This window comes from Azospirillum sp. CT11-132 (assembly GCF_047302835.1).
Lineage (GTDB): Bacteria > Pseudomonadota > Alphaproteobacteria > Azospirillales > Azospirillaceae > Azospirillum.
Genome location: NZ_JBGLZA010000003.1, coordinates 384188 through 401048 on the forward strand (window position 1 = coordinate 384188; position 16861 = coordinate 401048).

Annotated in this window: 9 protein-coding genes and 1 tRNA gene; 7 read left to right on the forward strand and 3 right to left on the reverse strand. The window is 67.0% G+C overall.

Going from position 1 to position 16861, the window contains the following annotated elements; translation table 11 throughout:
- Positions 1-7: 7 nt before the first annotated feature.
- From ACCD06_RS07585 to ACCD06_RS07595, 3 genes are all read right to left on the reverse strand, one after another.
- A complete protein-coding gene (locus ACCD06_RS07585) occupies positions 8-1726 on the reverse strand; it encodes a sensor histidine kinase (RefSeq protein ID WP_413339842.1) in 1719 nt (572 codons plus the stop codon).
- Positions 1727-1862: 136 nt separating this feature from the next.
- Positions 1863-2459 carry a response regulator transcription factor gene (locus ACCD06_RS07590; protein ID WP_109153252.1) on the reverse strand — a complete coding sequence of 199 codons (597 nt, stop codon included), beginning with the start codon at positions 2457-2459 and terminating at the stop codon, positions 1863-1865.
- Positions 2456-4639 carry a two-component system sensor histidine kinase NtrB gene (locus ACCD06_RS07595; RefSeq protein ID WP_413339844.1) on the reverse strand — a complete coding sequence of 728 codons (2184 nt, stop codon included), beginning with the start codon at positions 4637-4639 and terminating at the stop codon, positions 2456-2458. The genes ACCD06_RS07590 and ACCD06_RS07595 overlap by 4 nt, the downstream gene beginning before the upstream one ends.
- Positions 4640-4816: 177 nt before the next feature.
- On the opposite strand from ACCD06_RS07595, the gene ACCD06_RS07600 reads away from it, so the two are divergent.
- The 7 genes from ACCD06_RS07600 to ACCD06_RS07630 all read left to right on the forward strand — a co-directional run bounded on the left by ACCD06_RS07600 (position 4817) and on the right by ACCD06_RS07630 (position 16842).
- A complete protein-coding gene (locus tag ACCD06_RS07600; RefSeq protein ID WP_109155492.1) occupies positions 4817-5839 on the forward strand; it encodes a TRAP transporter substrate-binding protein in 1023 nt (340 codons plus the stop codon).
- Between the two features lie 238 nt (positions 5840-6077).
- Positions 6078-6647, forward strand: a complete 570-nt coding sequence (locus ACCD06_RS07605; protein ID WP_199231850.1) for a TRAP transporter small permease — start codon at positions 6078-6080, stop codon at positions 6645-6647.
- The gene (locus ACCD06_RS07610; RefSeq protein WP_109155491.1) at positions 6644-7942 is read left to right on the forward strand and encodes a TRAP transporter large permease; all 1299 of its coding nucleotides are present in this window, start codon (positions 6644-6646) and stop codon (positions 7940-7942) included. Before ACCD06_RS07605 ends, ACCD06_RS07610 begins: the two co-directional genes overlap by 4 nt.
- Before the next feature lie 188 nt (positions 7943-8130).
- Positions 8131-10182 (forward strand): molybdopterin-dependent oxidoreductase, encoded by a 2052-nt coding sequence (locus tag ACCD06_RS07615; protein WP_413339848.1) that lies wholly within the window; start codon positions 8131-8133, stop codon positions 10180-10182.
- A gap of 292 nt (positions 10183-10474) precedes the next feature.
- Complete coding sequence (recJ, locus tag ACCD06_RS07620; protein WP_413339850.1) at positions 10475-12271, forward strand: single-stranded-DNA-specific exonuclease RecJ; 1797 nt, start codon at positions 10475-10477, stop codon at positions 12269-12271.
- A gap of 109 nt (positions 12272-12380) precedes the next feature.
- Positions 12381-12456: transfer RNA gene (locus tag ACCD06_RS07625), tRNA-Glu, on the forward strand.
- Positions 12457-12600: 144 nt separating this feature from the next.
- Positions 12601-16842 (forward strand): hypothetical protein, encoded by a 4242-nt coding sequence (locus ACCD06_RS07630; RefSeq protein WP_413339852.1) that lies wholly within the window; start codon positions 12601-12603, stop codon positions 16840-16842.
- The last annotated feature ends 19 nt before the right edge of the window (positions 16843-16861 follow it).

Here is a 16861-nt window from a genome sequence, read left to right on the forward strand (position 1 = left end):
CCTGTCCCTACGGCAGCCTGATCGTCACCGCGGTGCCGACGCCGGGGCTGCTGTCCAGGGTCAGGCTGCCGCCATGGGCCTCGATGAATCGGCGGGCCAGTGGCAGGCCCAGCCCGGTTCCGGCCTCCGCCTTGGTCAGGTAATTGTGGACCTGACGGAACGGCTCCATCGCGATCAGCAGCTCGTCCGCGGTCATGCCGACGCCGGTGTCGGCGATCACGATGACCGCGCCCGTGCCGTCGGAGCCGGGGGCCGCCTCCACCCGCACGGCGCCGCCCGGCGGGGTGAACTTGATGGCATTGGACAGGACGTTCAGCACCGCCTGACGCATGCGCACGCCATCCACCGTGACCCGCAGGTTCTTCGCGATGGCGCCGCCGGTCAGGGTCACGCCCTTGCGCAGGGCCAGCGCCTCCACCAGCCCCAGGCAGTCGTCCAGCAGTTCGTCCAGTGCGACGTTGGCCGGGAACAGCTCCAGCCGGCCGGCTTCGATCTTGGCCATGTCCAGCAATTCGTTGACGAGGTCCAGCAGGTGGCGGCCGGACTGGTGGATCGCGGACAGATACTCGACATGCTTGGGCGGGGCGGCGCCGAAGATGCCGGACATCAGCGCCTCGGCGAAGCCAATGATGGCGTTCAGCGGCGTTCGCAGCTCGTGGCTCATGTTGGCCAGGAAGTCGCTCTTGGCCCGGTTGGCCGCCTCGGCATGCTCCTTTTCCGATTCCAGCCGGCGGCGCTGTTCGATCAGCACCGCCTCGCGGGCGCGGCGCACCTCCTCCTCGGCGCTGCGGCGGCGGCGAAAGGCGCGCGTCACCAGCAGGGCCAGCATCAGCGTCGCCGCGCAGGCCAGGGCGCCGCCGCCGACCACCGTCATCCGGGTGGCGTTCAGCTCCCGCTGCACGATATCCGAGGGCACGCCCAGCACCACCGACCAGCCGGTTTCCGGGGAGCGGTGGATGACGGCATGGACCTCCACCCCATCCTTGGTCCTGCCGAGGAACATGCGGTTGCTGCCGGTCCGGATTCGCGCCTCCAGCGCCGCATAGGTCTTCTGGCCCAGATAGGCGGCGGCGTTGTGGGAGCGGGCGGCGATCAGCATGGTCGGGTCGATGACCGTGACCGTCCATTCCGGCGGGGTGTCGCGGGTTCGCAATGCGCCGCTCAGCCCCTCCAGCCCGACGGCCAGCGACAGGATATACCGCACCCGGTCGCTTTGGCGCACGGGGTCGAACTGCATGATCGGCGCGCGCAGGATCAGCGACGGACGGCCCGGCGGCCCACCCGGCGGCAGCACGCCGCCGATCACCGCGCGGCGGCTTTCGATGACGTGTCGGGTGACCTCGTCCAGCCGCGGCGGCGGTAGCGGCTGGACCCCCAGCGGGTAATGGGTGTGGAAGACGAAGCGCCCGGTGTCGGCGTCGATCAGCCCCATCGCCAGCCAGCCCGGTTGGCTGTGGGTGGCGGTGGTCGTCTCCTGGTACAAGGTCCTCAGATCGTCGACATTGGGCTGAAGCAGCGATGCCAGCAGTTCCAGCGGCCGCAGCTGGCTGGCCAGTTCGCGGTCGGCCGACAGCGACAGCGACTGCGCCACCGATTGCAGCGCGTCCTCCGTCTCCGCCCGTTCGCGCATGTCCAGCTGCCAGACCAGAACGGCGCCGAACAGCAGCAGGGGCGCGACCACGGCCAGACCGATGGCGAGCAGGGAACTGGGTAACCGAAAACGCAACCGCCGATGCTCCAAACCACTGCGTAAAACCACCGGAGTGGCAGGGCAGAGTAGTACGGGATCCGCACCGACTCCAGTGACGTCCGCGTCTTCGCGGGTTTCCCCCAATCGGGCCCAGCTGTTCGGGAGGGGCCGTTCAGGACGCGCCGGTCAGCAGCCGGGTCAGTTCGACCGCCGTCTTCACCCGCATCTTCTCGAACACATGGCTGCGGTGGACCTCCACCGTCCGCATGCTGATGCCCAGTTCGTCGGCGATGACCTTGTTCAGCCGCCCGGCGACGACCAGCTCCATCACCTGCCGCTCGCGCTGGGTCAGGGTGGCCAGCCGGGCCGTCAGCCCCGCCTGTCCCGCCTCGCGCTCGCGCTGTTCGGCATCGAAGGCCAGCGCGTCGATCACCCGGTCGACCAGTTCGTTGTCGTTGAAGGGCTTCTCCACGAAATCGCGGGCTCCCTTCTTCAGGGCGCCGACGGCGATCGGCACGTCGCCGTGGCCGGTCAGGAAGATCACCGGCATGCGGCAGCCCTTGGCGAGCAGCCGGTCGAACAGCTCCAGCCCGCTCATCCCCTCCATGCGGATGTCCAGCAGCAGGCAGCCGGCGGTGTCCGGACGCCATGCCTCCAGAAAGGCTTCGGCGGACGGCCAGCCGGCCACCGGGACGTTGCGCGACTGGAACAGCCAGCCGAGCGCGTCGCGGATGGCCTCGTCGTCGTCGACGATGTGGAGCGTGGTCATTCGGCGGCCTCGGTGGTGTTGTCTTGAGAGGTGTTGTCTGGCGCGGTGCGGTCGGGAAGACGGTCCGCAGCCTGGGCGTGAACGGGCAGGGTGAACAGGAAGCGCGTTCCCGCGGGGGGGCCGTCCCCGTCCGCCACCGCCTCGAACCACAGCCGGCCGCGGTGGTGCTCGACGATGGAGCGGCAGATGTTCAGGCCCATGCCCATACCTTCGCGCTTGGTGGTGAAGAAAGGGGAAAAGAGCCGGTCGGCGACATCCGGCGCGATGCCGCAGCCATGATCGCGGATCTCCGTCAGCAGCACGCGGCCTTCGCCGTCGCCGGCCTGTCCGCTGTCATCGCCGCCGGCCAGACGGACGGTGACGGTCAGCCGGCGGTCGGCGCGCGGGGTGCGGGCCATCGCCTCGATCCCGTTGCGCATCAGGTTCAGCACCACCTGCTGCAGCAGGATGCGGTCGCCGGTGACCGGCGGCAGGTCGGCCGGGGCGTCCAGCTCCACCCGCACGCCCAGCCTTGCGGCATCGCTGCCGGCCAGCCCGACGCAATCCTCCAGCACGCGGGACAGCGAGCAGGGGGCGACCTTCGGATCGCGCTTGCGCACGAAGTCGTGGATGCGGCGCACCACCAGCCCGGCGCGCTTGGCCTGGGCCGCCAGCTTTTCCAGCGCCGCCGCCACCTCTTGATTGTCGCAGCGGTCGGAGCGCAGGCGGTTGAGGCAGCCGGTGCAATAGCTGGCGATGGCCGACAGCGGCTGGTTCAGCTCATGCGCCAGGGTGGAGGCCATCTCGCCCATGGTGATCAGGCGCGAGGTCTGTTGCAGCCGTTCCTGCTGCTGGCGGGCCAGCTCCTCGGCGCGCTTGCGCTCGGTGATGTCGAGGACGGAGCCCATCCAGCCGGTCTGGCGCCCGTTGGCGTCGATCAGCGGCGCCTCGTAGATCAGGGCGTCGAAGCGTTCGCCGTTGGGGCGCTGGAACCGCATCTCCAGCCCGCTCTCCGGCGCGCGGCCGGCCAGCACGTCCTGGAAGGCGGCCTCGGCCTGGTCGATCTCCTCCGGCAGCCAATAAGGCGCCGGCGGGCCGCGTCCGATCAGATCCTCGGCCTCCAGCCCGACCATCTTGCAAAAGGCCGGATTGACGTAGGTGATGCGCCCTTCCAGATCGCGGGCGCGCATGCCCACGGTCAGGCTGTCCTCCATCGCCTTGCGGAAGGCGTGCTCCTCGCGCAGCGCCTCCTCGGCGCGCAGCCGGCCGGCGATGTGGCGGCGCAGCGACCACAGGCTCCACAGCGCCGATCCGGTCAGCGCGAAGATCGCCGCCACCAGAACCGTGCGCATGACGTTCGAATCGCTGGGATAGGCGGTGGCGACCAGCGCCAGCCCGTGGCCGGGCGGGTCGAACGGGATGACGTGGCTGCGCGCCGGGTCCGGCGCCGGCCCCGCCATCGACCCCGGCACCGACATCCGCGACTTCGACCCCAGGACCGCCCCCCTCGCGTCGATCACCTCCAGCTGGTAGCGCTGGGCGAACCACCAGGGGACATGGTGGGTCAGCATCGCCTCGAACGAGAAGACGCCGACCAGCGCGCCGGCGAACTTGCCGTCGCGGAACAGCGGGAAGGCGGCGTCGAAGCCATGGTTGCCGGCATCGACCCGATAGGGCGCGCTGTGGGCGCGCAGGCCGGAGGAGCGGGCGATGCGCACGGCGTCGGTCCGGCTCAGCCCGCCGAGCCGGCTGTCGTCCCCATCCGCATTTTCCTTGGCCGCATTTTCCCCGGCCGCCGCGCCGGTGCCCCGCCGCGGCGGCTCGGCCAGTTGGGTGCGCCCCTGGGCGTCCAGCCACAGCACCCGTTCGATCGCCGGGTTGGTGTTCACCACCAGCCGGGCCATTGCGGCGAACTGCCGCATGTCCACCTCGGTGCGCCCCAGCGTCTCCGCCAGCCTTTCCAGCTTGTCCTCGTCGGAGGCGAGTTGGAAATGCAGGTTCTGCTCGACCCACAGCGCGTCCTTGATCAGCGCCAGCGCATCCTCGTCGCGCTCGTTGCGCTGAAGCAGCCACAGGAAGGCGCCCAGCAGCACCACGACCAGGGCCATCGCCACCACCGGCATGGCGTGCCGCACCGCCCGCCCGAAATTGCTCAAGGAGGGGCGGGCAGGGGAGGCGCCGGTGCGGAACGGGTGCGACATTGGAACGGACACGAAAGTGTGGCTGCGGGAGATGGCGGGACCGGACGAAAGTGGGATAGGCCGACTCTGCGGATATCCACAATAGCCGCAATTCGTCCGATCATGAACAATGCGCGACAAGTACGGGGCGGAACAATCCGCACTGTCGACAATCAACACCGGAAGGGGGACGCACCCATGAAACTCGTGAAGCTCCTGTGCGCGGCTGCGGTCGGCTGCATGATGGCGGCGCCGATGGCCATTTCGACGGCCTGGGCCCAGGACCAGATCGTCATCAAGTTCAGCCACGTCGTCGCGCCGGAGACGCCGAAGGGCAAGGGTGCCGAGAAGTTCAAGGAACTGGCCGAGAAGCTGACGGCCGGCAAGGTCAAGGTCGAGGTCTATCCGAACAGCCAGCTCTACAAGGACAAGGAAGAGCTTGAGGCGCTGCAGCTGGGTGCCGTGCAGATGCTGGCCCCGTCGCTGGCCAAGTTCGGCCCGCTGGGCGCCAAGGAATTCGAGGTCTTCGACCTGCCCTACATCTTCCCCAGCAAGGAAGTCCTGCAGCGCGTCACCAAGGGCGAGATCGGCAAGAAGCTGTTCCAGAAGCTGGAGTCCAAGGGCATCATCGGGCTGGCCTATTGGGACAACGGCTTCAAGATCATGAGCGCCAACAAGCCGCTCATCAAGCCGGAGGACGTGAAGGGCCTGAAGATGCGCATCCAGTCGTCCAAGGTTCTGGACGCCCAGATGCGCGCGCTCGGCGCCCTGCCGCAGGTGATGGCCTTCTCCGAAGTGTACCAGGCGCTGCAGACCGGCGTCGTCGACGGCACCGAGAACCCGCCGTCGAACATGTACACCCAGAAGATGCACGAGGTGCAGAAGTACGCCACGCTGACCGACCATGGCTATCTCGGCTATGCGGTCATCGTGAACAAGAAGTTCTGGGAAGGCCTGCCCGCCGACCTCCGCGGCAAGTTGGAAGAGGCGATGAAGGAGGCGACCGACTACGCCAACGACATCGCCCAGAACGAGAACGACGTCGCGCTGGCCCAGATGAAGGCGTCGGGCAAGACCGAGTTCCACACCCAGACCAAGGAAGAGCGCGAGGCCTGGATCAAGGCTCTGAAGCCGGTCCACAAGGAAGCCGAATCCCGCGTCGGCAAGGACCTGATCGAAGCGATCTACAAGGAAGCCGCCGCGGCCGGGTTCAAGATGTAAGGACTTGCGAGCGGGCGGCGTCTTCCCGTCGGAAGGCGTCGCCCATTCCAACGCGACTTCCACCTTATTCGGCCGTCATTCCCGCAAAGGCGGGAATCCAGCCTTTCCGGTGCTTTCGCTGCGGCAGTCGCCTGGATCCCCGCATTCGCGGGGGTGATGGCCAGACGGAGCGCCGTGGGTTTTGCGGCGCCTCTCCAGCGCACCGGACCATCTCCGCCGACCGGGAGATCCCCCCGACATGCTCATGAAACTGCTCGACCGCCTTGAGGAGACGCTGATCGCCTCGCTCATGGCGGTGGCGACGCTCGTCATCTTCGCGGCCGTCCTTCACCGTTATCTTTCCGGCGTGCCCTACATCCAGGACTACGTCATCCACTGGAATTTGGCCTGGGCCCAGGAGTTGTGCATCTACCTGTTCGTGTGGATGGCCAAGTTCGGCGCCGCCTATGGCGTGCGCACCGGCATCCATGTCGGCGTGGACGTGGTGATCAACCGGCTGCGGCCGGATATCCGCGGCCGCTTCGTCATCTTCGGCCTGCTGGCCGGCGCCCTGTTCACCGGCGTCGTCGGCACGCTGGGCGCCACCTTCGTCTACCACATGTCGGAGACGGAGCAGGTGTCGGCCGACCTGGAATGGCCGATGTGGATCATCTATCTGGCGATCCCGCTCGGCTCCTACCTGATGTGCTTCCGCTTCCTCCAGGTCGCCTGGACCTTCATCCGGACCGGCGAGCTGCCCCACCACGATCATGCCCAGGTCGAAGGTATCGACCCGGTCGAAGCCGCCAATGAAGGAGGCCCGGCATGAACGCCGCCATCATCTTCGGGCTGCTGCTGGCCCTCATGCTCACCGGCATGCCGATCTCCATCTCGCTCGGCCTGACGGTTCTGACCTTCCTGTTCACCATGACCGACGTGCCGATCGCGGCGGTGGCGCTGAAGCTGTTCACCGGCATCGAGAAGTTCGAGATCATGGCGATCCCGTTCTTCATCCTGGCCGGCAACTTCCTGACGCACGGCGGCGTCGCCCGGCGCATGATCAACTTCGCCACCTCGATGGTCGGGCACTGGCACGGCGGCCTCGGTCTGGCCGGCGTTCTCGCCTGCGCCCTGTTCGCGGCGGTGTCGGGCTCCAGCCCGGCGACGGTGGTCGCCATCGGCTCCATCATTCTGCCGGCGATGGTCAATCAGGGCTTCCCGAAGAATTTCGGCGCCGGCATCGTCACCACCTCGGGCGCTCTCGGCATCCTGATCCCGCCGTCGATCGTGATGGTGATGTACTGCGTCGCCACCACCGGCCACCCGCAGGCGCCGTCCATCGGCCAGATGTTCCTGGCCGGCGTGGTGCCGGGCCTGATGCTGGCCGCCTTCCTCGGCTTCACCACCTGGTACCGCGCCCGCAAGTACGGCTATCCCCGCCTGCCCAAGGCGTCGGCCGGCCAGCGCTGGCGCTCCTTCCGTGAAAGCTTCTGGGGCCTGCTGCTGATCGTCGTCGTCATGGGCGGCATCTACACCGGCGTCTTCACCCCGACGGAAGCGGCGGCGATGGCCGCGGTCTATGCCTTCATCGTGGCGGTGTTCGTCTACCGCGACATGCCGCTCAGCCGGGTGCCGAAGGTGCTGCTGGACAGCGCCAGCATGTCGGCGATGCTGCTCTACATCATCACCAACGCGGTCCTCTTCTCCTTCGTCATGACGTCGGAGCAGATCCCGCAGACGATGGCCGCCTGGATCCAGAGCCAGCATCTGGGCGTCTGGGTCTTCCTGCTGGTGGTGAACATCGTGCTGCTGGCCGCCGGCAACTTCATGGAGCCGTCGTCCATCGTCCTGATCATGGCGCCGATCCTGTTCCCGGTGGCGATGTCGCTGGGCATCGACCCGGTCCATTTCGGCATCCTGATCATCGTGAACATGGAGGTCGGCATGTGCCACCCGCCGGTGGGCCTGAACCTCTACGTCGCGTCAGGCATCACCAAGATGGGCATCACCGAACTGACGGTGGCGGTGTGGCCGTGGCTGCTGACGATGCTGATCTTCCTCGGCCTCGTCACCTATGTGCCGGCGATCTCGCTGTGGTTCCCGCGCCTGATCGGGGCCATGTGAACCGATAAGGGTAGAACCACAAGTCGTCAGGGGATTTTCTCGTCGAAACGGCAGGGGCCGCGAAGTCCGGAATTGGGCTTCGCGGCCCTTCATTATTGTACCCATACATTGTTGTGCATTGAAGCGGACGCGCGGCCGGGCCTAAACTTGCGGTCTTCTCCCGCCGCCAGCCAGACCAGAGGTTAGCCTTGCCGGCCCAGCTCCTCCCCACCGCCTGTCCGCACGACTGCCCCAGCACCTGCGCGCTGGAGGTGGAGCGTCTCGCCCCCGATCGCATCGGCAAGGTGCGCGGCGCGGCGGAGAACAGCTACACCGCCGGCGTCATCTGCGCGAAGGTCAGCCGCTATGCCGAGCGGGTGCATTCCCCCGACCGGCTGAAGACGCCCCTGTTGCGCAGTGGCCCCAAGGGCTCCGGCCAGTGGAAGGAGATCGGCTGGGACGAGGCGCTCGACCGCATCGCGGACGCCTTCCTGACCGCCGAGCGCACCTACGGCCCCGAGGCTGTCTGGCCCTATTTCTACGCCGGCACCATGGGTCTGGTGCAGCGTGGCGCCATCCAGCGCCTGCGCCATGCCAAGGGCTATTCGCGCCAGACCAGCACGGTGTGCGACACGCCGGCCAACATGGGCTGGCTCGCCGGCTATGGCGACATCCGCGGCGCCGACCCACGCGAAATGGCGGAGAGCGACCTGATCGTCAACTGGGGCGGCAACCCGGTGGCGACCCAGGTCAACGTCATGACCCATGTCAGCCGCGCCCGGAAGGGCCGCGGCGCCAAGCTGGTCACCATCGACCCCTACCGCACCGGCACGGCCGAGGTCTCCGACCTGCACCTGATGCTGCGGCCGGGCACCGATGGGGCCCTGGCCTGCGCGGTGATGCATGTGCTGTTCCGTGACGGCTACGCCGACCGCGCCTATCTGGCCCGCCTCGCCGCCGGCACCGACCGGCTGGAGGCGCATCTCGCCACCCGCACTCCCGAATGGGCGGCGTCCATCACCGGCCTGACGGTGGCGGAGATCGAGGAGTTCGCCCGCCTCTACGGCACCACCAAGCGGTCCTACCTGCGCATCGGCTACGGCCTGTCGCGCGCCCACAACGGCGCCGCCCAGGTCCATGCCGTGTCCTGCCTGCCGGTCGTCACCGGTTCCTGGCAGCACAAGGGCGGCGGCGCGCTCTACTGCTCGTCCGGCATCTACAAGCTCGACAAGACCCTGTCGGAGGGGTTGGACCGCCTCGACACCGGCGTCCGCAGCTTCGACCAGTCGCGCATCGGCGCCGTCCTGACCGGCGACCCGCGTGACCTGACCAGCGGCCCGCCGGTGACGGCGATGCTGATCCAGAACACCAACCCGGCGACGATCTGCCCGGACTCGACCCGCGTCCGCCAGGGCTTCCTGCGCGAGGATCTGTTCGTCGCGGTCCACGAGCAGTTCATGACCGACACGGCCAAGCTGGCCGATCTGGTGATCCCCGCCACCACCTTCCTGGAGCATGACGACATCTACCGCGGCGGCGGCCAGATGCACATCCTGATCGGCCGCAAGGTGATCGAGCCGCAATTCGAGGCGCGCGAGAACCACTGGGTGATTTCCGAGATCGCCCGCCGCGTCGGTGCCGAACATCCCGGCTTCGGCATGACCGCGCTGGAGATCATCGACGCCATGCTGAAGGCGTCCGACCTCGGCGATGCGGCGACGCTGACCGAGAACCGCTGGATCGACGCCCAGCCCGATTTCGAGACCTCGCATTTCCTCAACGGCTTCGCCCACCCCGACGATAAATTCCGCTTCGCGCCCGATTGGGCGGCGCTCGGCCCCTATGGCGGCATGCCGGAACTGCCCGACCACATGCCCCCCGGCCGCGATGCCGACGCGGAGCACCCGTTCCGTCTGGTCACCGCCCCGGCCCGCCAGTTCCTCAACACCTCCTTCACCGAGACGCTGACCGCCCAGCGCCGCGAAGGCCGCCCCACCGCGCTGATCCACCCGGACGACGCGGCCGGGTTGGGTCTGGCCGATGGTGACGCGGTGCGGTTGGGCAACCCGCAGGGCAGCGTGCTGGTTCATGCCAAGCCCTTCGCCGGCGTGCCGCGCGGCGTCGTGATCGTCGAAGGCATCTGGCCGAACAGCGCCTTCGTCGAGGGCATCGGCATCAACAGCCTGACCTCACCGGAGCCGGTCCCACCGGCGGGTGGCGCGGCGTTCCATGACACGGCGGTGTGGATGCGGGCGGCGTAGGTGGCGCGGGTGCGGGTGCGTTAGACCCCCACCCCAACCCTCCCCCGCTGGGCGGGGGAGGGGCAAGTGCTTGATCGGTAAGGCAGCGGCAGTCCCTCCCCCGCCCAGCTCTCGCACAAAGCTTTGCTTTGTGCTGACGCGGCAGGCGGACCGCAGGTCCGCTGAGAGCGGGGGAGGTTAGGTGGGGGCAATCGAAGCCGACGACATCCCACCCCTGTCCACACCCGCCGTGCGCCGCGCGCCCATCTCTGCTATGGCTGTGGACCCATCCCAGCGACCGTGCAGCACCGCCATGACCGAAGCCGCCGCCTTCCTCAACGTCGCCAACTCCCTGTCCGGCAAGCGCTGGCAGGCGCGGCCCTGCGACGAACGGCAGGCGCAGGCTCTCACCCAGGGGCGCGGGCTGCCGGAGATCGTCGGCCGGGTGCTTGCCGCCCGTGGTGTCACCGACGACACCTGCGAAACCTTTCTGAACCCGACGTTGAAGGCGCTGCTGCCCGACCCCTCGCGTTTCCGCGACATGGATCCGGCGGCCGAGCGCATCGCCCGCGCCATCCGCGACGGCGAGCCGGTGGCGGTCTTCGGCGACTACGATGTCGACGGCGCCACCTCCGCCGCGCTGCTGCGCCGTTTCTTCCGCTCGCTCGGCGCCGACATCCGCGTCTATGTCCCCGACCGCATCACCGAAGGCTACGGCCCGAATGCCGCGGCGCTGCTGCGGCTGAAAGGGGAGGGGGTGCGGCTGGTGGTGACCGTCGATTGCGGCATCTCCGCCTTCGCGGCGCTGGAGGCGGCGGCAGAGGCCGGGCTGGAGGTCGTCGTCCTCGACCACCACGCCGCCGAACCGCGCCTGCCCCCCGCTGTCGCCCTGGTCAACCCCAACCGGCTGGATGAGGACGGCGCCTATCGCACGCTCTGCGCCGCCGGCGTCACCTTCATCACCATCGTCGCCGTCAACCGTGCGCTGCGCCAGTCCGGCTTCTACCGCGACCGGGCCGAGCCCAACCTGATGGAATGGCTCGACCTCGTCGCTCTCGGCACGGTGTGCGACGTGGTTCCGCTGACCGGCCTCAACCGTGCGCTGGTGGCGCAGGGGCTGAAGGTGATGGCCCGCCGCGCCAACCCCGGCCTCGCCGCCCTGTCCGACGTGGCAGGCGTGAAGGAGAAGCCGGACGCCTATCATGCCGGCTATGTCCTCGGCCCCCGCGTGAATGCGGGCGGCCGGGTGGGCGCATCCGACCTCGGGGCGCGCCTGCTCTCCACCGACGACCCCATCGAGGCGATGGAACTCGCCCAGCGGCTGGAAGGCCACAACGCCGAACGCCGCACCATCGAGCAGGCGGTGCTGGACGAGGCGCTGGAGCGTGTCGCCGCCGAGGCCGGACGCGAGACCGATCTGGTCTTCGTCACTGGCGTCGGCTGGCATCCCGGCGTCATCGGCATCGTCGCCGCCCGCCTCAAGGAGCGCTACAGCCGCCCCGCCTGTGTCGTCGCCCTGGAGGAAACCGCCGACGGCACCGTCATCGGCAAGGCGTCCGGCCGCTCGGTCCGTGGCGTCGATCTGGGGTCGGCGGTGATCGCCGCCCGGCAGGAGGGGCTGCTGCTGGCCGGCGGCGGCCACCGCATGGCGGCCGGCTTCACCGTGGCCGGCGACAAGATCGACGCTCTGCGCGACTTCCTGCACAGCCGCATCTCCGAACAGGTGGCATCCGCCCCGCTGGTGCCGACGCTGGAACTGGACGGCGCCCTGTCGGTCGGCGGCGCCAGTGTCGGTCTGGTGACCATGCTCGACAAGCTCGGCCCCTACGGCACCGGCAACTCCGAGCCGCGCTTCGCCATCGCCGACGCCCGCGTCGTGCGCGCCGACGTGGTGGGCGCCAACCATGTCCGCTGCATCCTGCAGGGCAACGACGGCGCCCGGCTGAAGGCCATCGCCTTCCGCGCGCTGGACAGCGACATGGGCCAAGCCCTGCTGACCGGCCGCGGCACGCCCTTCCACCTCGCCGGCGTGCTGCGCATCGACCGCTGGAACGGCTCGGAGGGGGTTCAACTGCTGATCGACGACGCGGCGCCTGCGCGCTCCGCCTGAGTCTTCGCAAGACGCCCGGCGGGCAGGGCGCAAAAAAGTATCGGGGGATGCAAAAAAGCGCTTGCGCTCCCCGGCTCCGATCTTTAGAAAGCGCGTCACCGCGAACGACGTCCCCGTCGTCTAGAGGCCTAGGACACCGCCCTTTCACGGCGGCGACACGGGTTCGACTCCCGTCGGGGACGCCATCTTCTCGGTTCATGACTTAAGCCCCGCCTTGTGCGGGGCTTAGTCGTTTTTGGAGCGTCAAGTCCGCTGCCGTAGGGTCGCATTGCGGATCGGCTTTCATTCATGCTACTGGAAGCTGATATCCTCAGAATTTCAGACGCGGCATGCGCGATTTTCCCGAAGCTTTTCGACTGGACCCGATGAAGGGCGCCCGAAGAGCGTCTTTCGAAAAGCCCGATGACGCCTTCCAGCAACTCGTCGGCGACTGGGTGCGGGAACTGGATGCGCAGGCGCTGGTCACGTCGACCGCCGGTCAGGACGGCAGCATCGATCATTGGATGGAGTGCAAACGGCTGGATGCGCCGCTGCTTGCCGGTGCGGCCTTTCCGCTGATCATCGAATGCAAATGGCACTCCGAAGCGTCGGACAACCATGCCGCCAACATTCTGAAGGGCTGGGCGGCGGTCGAGGAAAAGCTGAAGAAACAAGCGGACGCCGGATGGCCGAACCTTTACGCGCCATGGCGCCGCGCGCGGGGGTATCTCTATTGCATTTCCGGCCGCCTGCCGAACCAGCAGGCGCGCGACGACCTGAAGGGGCGGATTGAGGGCTTTTTCCGTAGCTTGCCGGACGGCCGCCGCCCGCCCATCGATTGGGTCGAGGTCGTCGACTGGTCGATGCTGCGCAGCGCCTTCAATGGCCATGCCCGGCTGCGGGACGGCTGGCTTGGCATCGGAGTCGAGGCGTTGCTGGACCATGCCACGGTCGAGGCGGGGTTGCGCGGTGTCCGGGCATATCTGAAAAGCGAGACGCTCGCCTTCATCCCCCCGCCGGAAGAGGCGCCCGAGCATCCCCAACGCATCCTGGCGGAGTTGCAGGAGCGGGCGAACGAGGGAGGCGTGCTTCTCATCGGTCCCGGCGGCATCGGCAAGACGCGCACGGCGATGGAGGTCGCGCGGCTGGCGCTGGCCGGCGGCTGGCGTGTGCTCCACACCGCATCGACCGGCGGTGAAGGCGGCCCGGACATTTCGGCCATCAAGCAGGAGGTGCTGCCCGGCCTGGAAACCACCCCGGTCCTTCTGATCGTCGATTATCTGGAACAGCACCGCAGTTTGCGCGGGAACGAGGAGCTGCGGGCGCTGCGCGATCAGCTTCTGGTTCCCGCGGCCGCCCGCGGCGGCCGGGTGGCGGTGCTGGCGATGGCGCGCCCCGGCACCGCCACCCTCAACGACAACGAATGGAAGACATTCTTCGTCACCCATGAGATCGCCCCCGCCGAGGAAAGGCGGGAACGGATCGCCCAAGCGATGATCCGAACTGCGGCGCCGCAGGCCTGCATCCGTTTCGGGATGGACCTGCTTGCCGAGATCGTCGGGCGACGCCCGATCATCGCGCTGTTCGTCGCACGCGAGATCGAACGGCGTCTGGCCAGCGGGCATGACACGCTCCAGGAACTGATCGCCGAGGCGCGGCAGACCGGTCCGGATTTGCGCCGCTGGCTCGAAAGCCGGCTGAGGGAGGATGAGCTTCTGCCGCCCCCGGCCCCGACGACCGGTCTGCTGCGCCGCGCCCCGCCACCCGACGGGCCGGTCATCGCCGTCATGGCCATGCTGGCGGCGGCGCCTTTGGCCCGGACGAAGATGCCGGCTGTGGCAGCGTCCGTTCTGCAGGCGGCCGGTGGCGGGGACGAGGCCGATGCCGCCTATCTCTGCGATTTGCTTCACCGCATGGGATGGCTGGAGGATGAGGCCGGCTATTCCGTCGTCGCGCATGACGTGGTGGCGGACGAACTGGTCGAGCGCTGTCTGTTCGAGCCGGCGGCGCCACGGATCCGGTCCGAGGTGCTCGAAAACCTGCTTGAACCGGGCCTGCGGGATGTAAGGGTGCTTGGCCGCATCGCCACCGCCTTCGTCAGAGCCTTCGCCTCGGCGGAGCCGCCCGTTCGCGATGCGCTGGAACAGGCATGCGCGTCCTGGCTGGACCGCCGCTCCGCCGATTTCACCCGCCTGTTGCGGGAGGATAAGCCGTCGACTGTCGCCTATGCCGTCGGGGCCTTGCTCGACTCGCCCTTCGCCTCTCCCTTGTTCGCGCAATGGGAGTCACTGTTCGGCCCCTGGCTGGCTGGCTGCGCCACCGTCGTCGATTCGCGTCATCTGTTGCGGGCGGCGTTGAAGCATGCTCCTGCCGGGCATTTCCACACGATCAGCGATGCGCTGTTTCGATGGATCGATGCCCATGGATCGTCGCCAGTCGCCTCGCATGTGCTAGCGCCCCTTCTTGAGCGCTCCGATCTGGATGACCCATCAACGGACCTGTCCATTCGGTATGGACTGTCCTGGCTGACGGCGCATGGCCTTTCGCCAGAGGCTCGGTTTGTTCTGCCACCTCTAATTGGGCGTCCGGAACTTTCGGGTGAATGCCTTGAAGTGTCGGTTACCCATGTTCTGTCATGGTTGACGCCGTATGGTCGTTCCTTGGAGGCAGGGTTTGTACTGCGCCCTCTACTTCGGCGTCCGGAGCTTTCAGGTGAACAATTTGATGCGTCGGTGGCCCACGGTCTGTCATGGCTGGCGGAGCATGGCCGTTCCCTGAAGGCGCGATTCGTCTTGCACGCGTTGCTTGAGCGTTCGGAGTTATCGGGCGAACGTCTTGAAGCGCTGGTTGCAGATTGCCTGTCATGGTTGACAGAGAATGGCCGTTCGCTGGAGGCCGGGTTTGTTCTGCGCTCCCTACTTGGGCGTCCGGAACTTTCAGGCGAACAATTTGATGCGTTGGTTGCCCATGGACTGGCATGGCTGGCGGAGCATGGCCGCTCCTTGGAGGCCGGGTTTGTTCTGCCTCCCCTACTTGGGAATTCGGAGCTAACGGGCCGGCGTCTTGAAGCGTCGGTGGCCCACGGTCTGTCATGGCTGGCGGAGCATGGCCGTTCCCCGAAGGCGCGATTCGTCTTGCATGCGCTGCTTGAGCGTTCGGAGCTATCAGGCGAACGTCTTGAAGCGCTGGTTGCAGATTGCCTGTCATGGTTGACAGAAAATGGCCGTTCCCTGGAGGCCGAGTTTGTTCTGCTCCCCCTAATTAGGCATTCGGAGCTATTGGGTGAACGTCTTGAAGCGGTGGTCGTGCATGTCCTGTCATGGCTGACAGTGCATGGACGTGCCCTGGAGGCATGGTTTGTCTTACATACGCTATTTGAGCGTTGGGAGCGATCGGGCGAGCGTCTTGAAGCAGTGGTTGCGCATGGTCTGTCATGGCTGGCAGCGCATGGCCGCACCTTGGAGGCAGGGTCTGTTCTGCCTCCTCTACTTGGGCGTCCGGAACTATCGGGCGAGTGTCTTGAAGCGTCGGTTGCCTATGGTCTGTCATGGCTGACGGTGTATGGCCGCTCCCTAGAGGCGGGCTTTGTTCTGCCTCCCCTGCTGGGACGTTTGGAGCTATCGGGCGAACGCCTTGAAATGTCAGTTGCCTATGCTCTGACATGGCTGACGGCGCATGGACGTTCCCTGGAGGCGGGGTTTGTTCTATCGCCGCTCATAAGGCGCCTGAATGCGTTGAGCAGTGTTACGTCAGTAGTGGAAAAGGCTATTTCTTGGCTTTCATATGTAGAGTTGCGCTCGGAATTTGGTGCATCTTTTGTTATTTCTGAATTTTTGGAGAAGATAAGATATCTCGACGACGGTGTTCAGGAATCTATTGTTGAAATATCTGTTAATTGGATTGCCATGAGAAGTAATCCTGGGGAAATCGATTTTGTTGCCAGCCGCCTTCTACGTACATCTATTACTTCGCTTGAGCAATGGCGTTCCGTTGCGGCACGTGCTATTGCAGCATTAAGTGCGGGTGTGATCGATAATCCGGCATTCATGGTTTCAGCCTTGCTGACTCGCCCTGACGTCTTCAGGCAGCAGGCGACCCGCCGCTGGTTGATGGCCCGCTTCCTGATGGCGGTGCAGGAGGGGACGGCCATACCCGACACTCTCCCTCGTGCGATGGGATTCCGGCTCATCCGGACTCTCCACAGCGCAGCGGTTCGCAAACGGTCCTTCCCGGCCTTGACGGCGGCGGTCTGCCGTTTTTTCGAAAGGATTCGCTGGTCCGGGGAGGAAGTCGACGGATATGGGAATTTCATCGCTCCCCTTCTGCCGCTCGCTCATCGCAGCGGGGACAGTCGGCTTTGCGCCCGTGCCCAAGCGCTTGCCGCCCGCCTGCTCGCTGCGGAGGGGCTGACCGATGACGGCCGGGAGATCTTCCTGTTCGGATGCGAAGCCCTGCTCGACCGTGGAGCGTGGGAGCATCGGGAAACCGGTCTGGCGGCGCTGCGCAGGCTCGTCACCGATTGGGACGAGAGGGAGCGGCCGGTTCGGCCAGCGATGCGCCGGACCCATGCATTGGCGTCTGCCGACGCCTGAAACAGACCGTTTTGAACGC

Coding starts and splice junctions, on each gene's coding strand:
- ACCD06_RS07600 (WP_109155492.1), top strand. CDS start 4,817: ATGAAACTCGTGAAGCTCCTGTGCGCGGCTGCGGTCGGCTGCATGATG.
- ACCD06_RS07610 (WP_109155491.1), top strand. CDS start 6,644: ATGAACGCCGCCATCATCTTCGGGCTGCTGCTGGCCCTCATGCTCACC.
- ACCD06_RS07630 (WP_413339852.1), top strand. CDS start 12,601: ATGCGCGATTTTCCCGAAGCTTTTCGACTGGACCCGATGAAGGGCGCC.
- ACCD06_RS07605 (WP_199231850.1), top strand. CDS start 6,078: ATGCTCATGAAACTGCTCGACCGCCTTGAGGAGACGCTGATCGCCTCG.
- ACCD06_RS07590 (WP_109153252.1), bottom strand. CDS start 2,459: ATGACCACGCTCCACATCGTCGACGACGACGAGGCCATCCGCGACGCG.
- recJ (WP_413339850.1), top strand. CDS start 10,475: ATGACCGAAGCCGCCGCCTTCCTCAACGTCGCCAACTCCCTGTCCGGC.
- ACCD06_RS07595 (WP_413339844.1), bottom strand. CDS start 4,639: ATGTCGCACCCGTTCCGCACCGGCGCCTCCCCTGCCCGCCCCTCCTTG.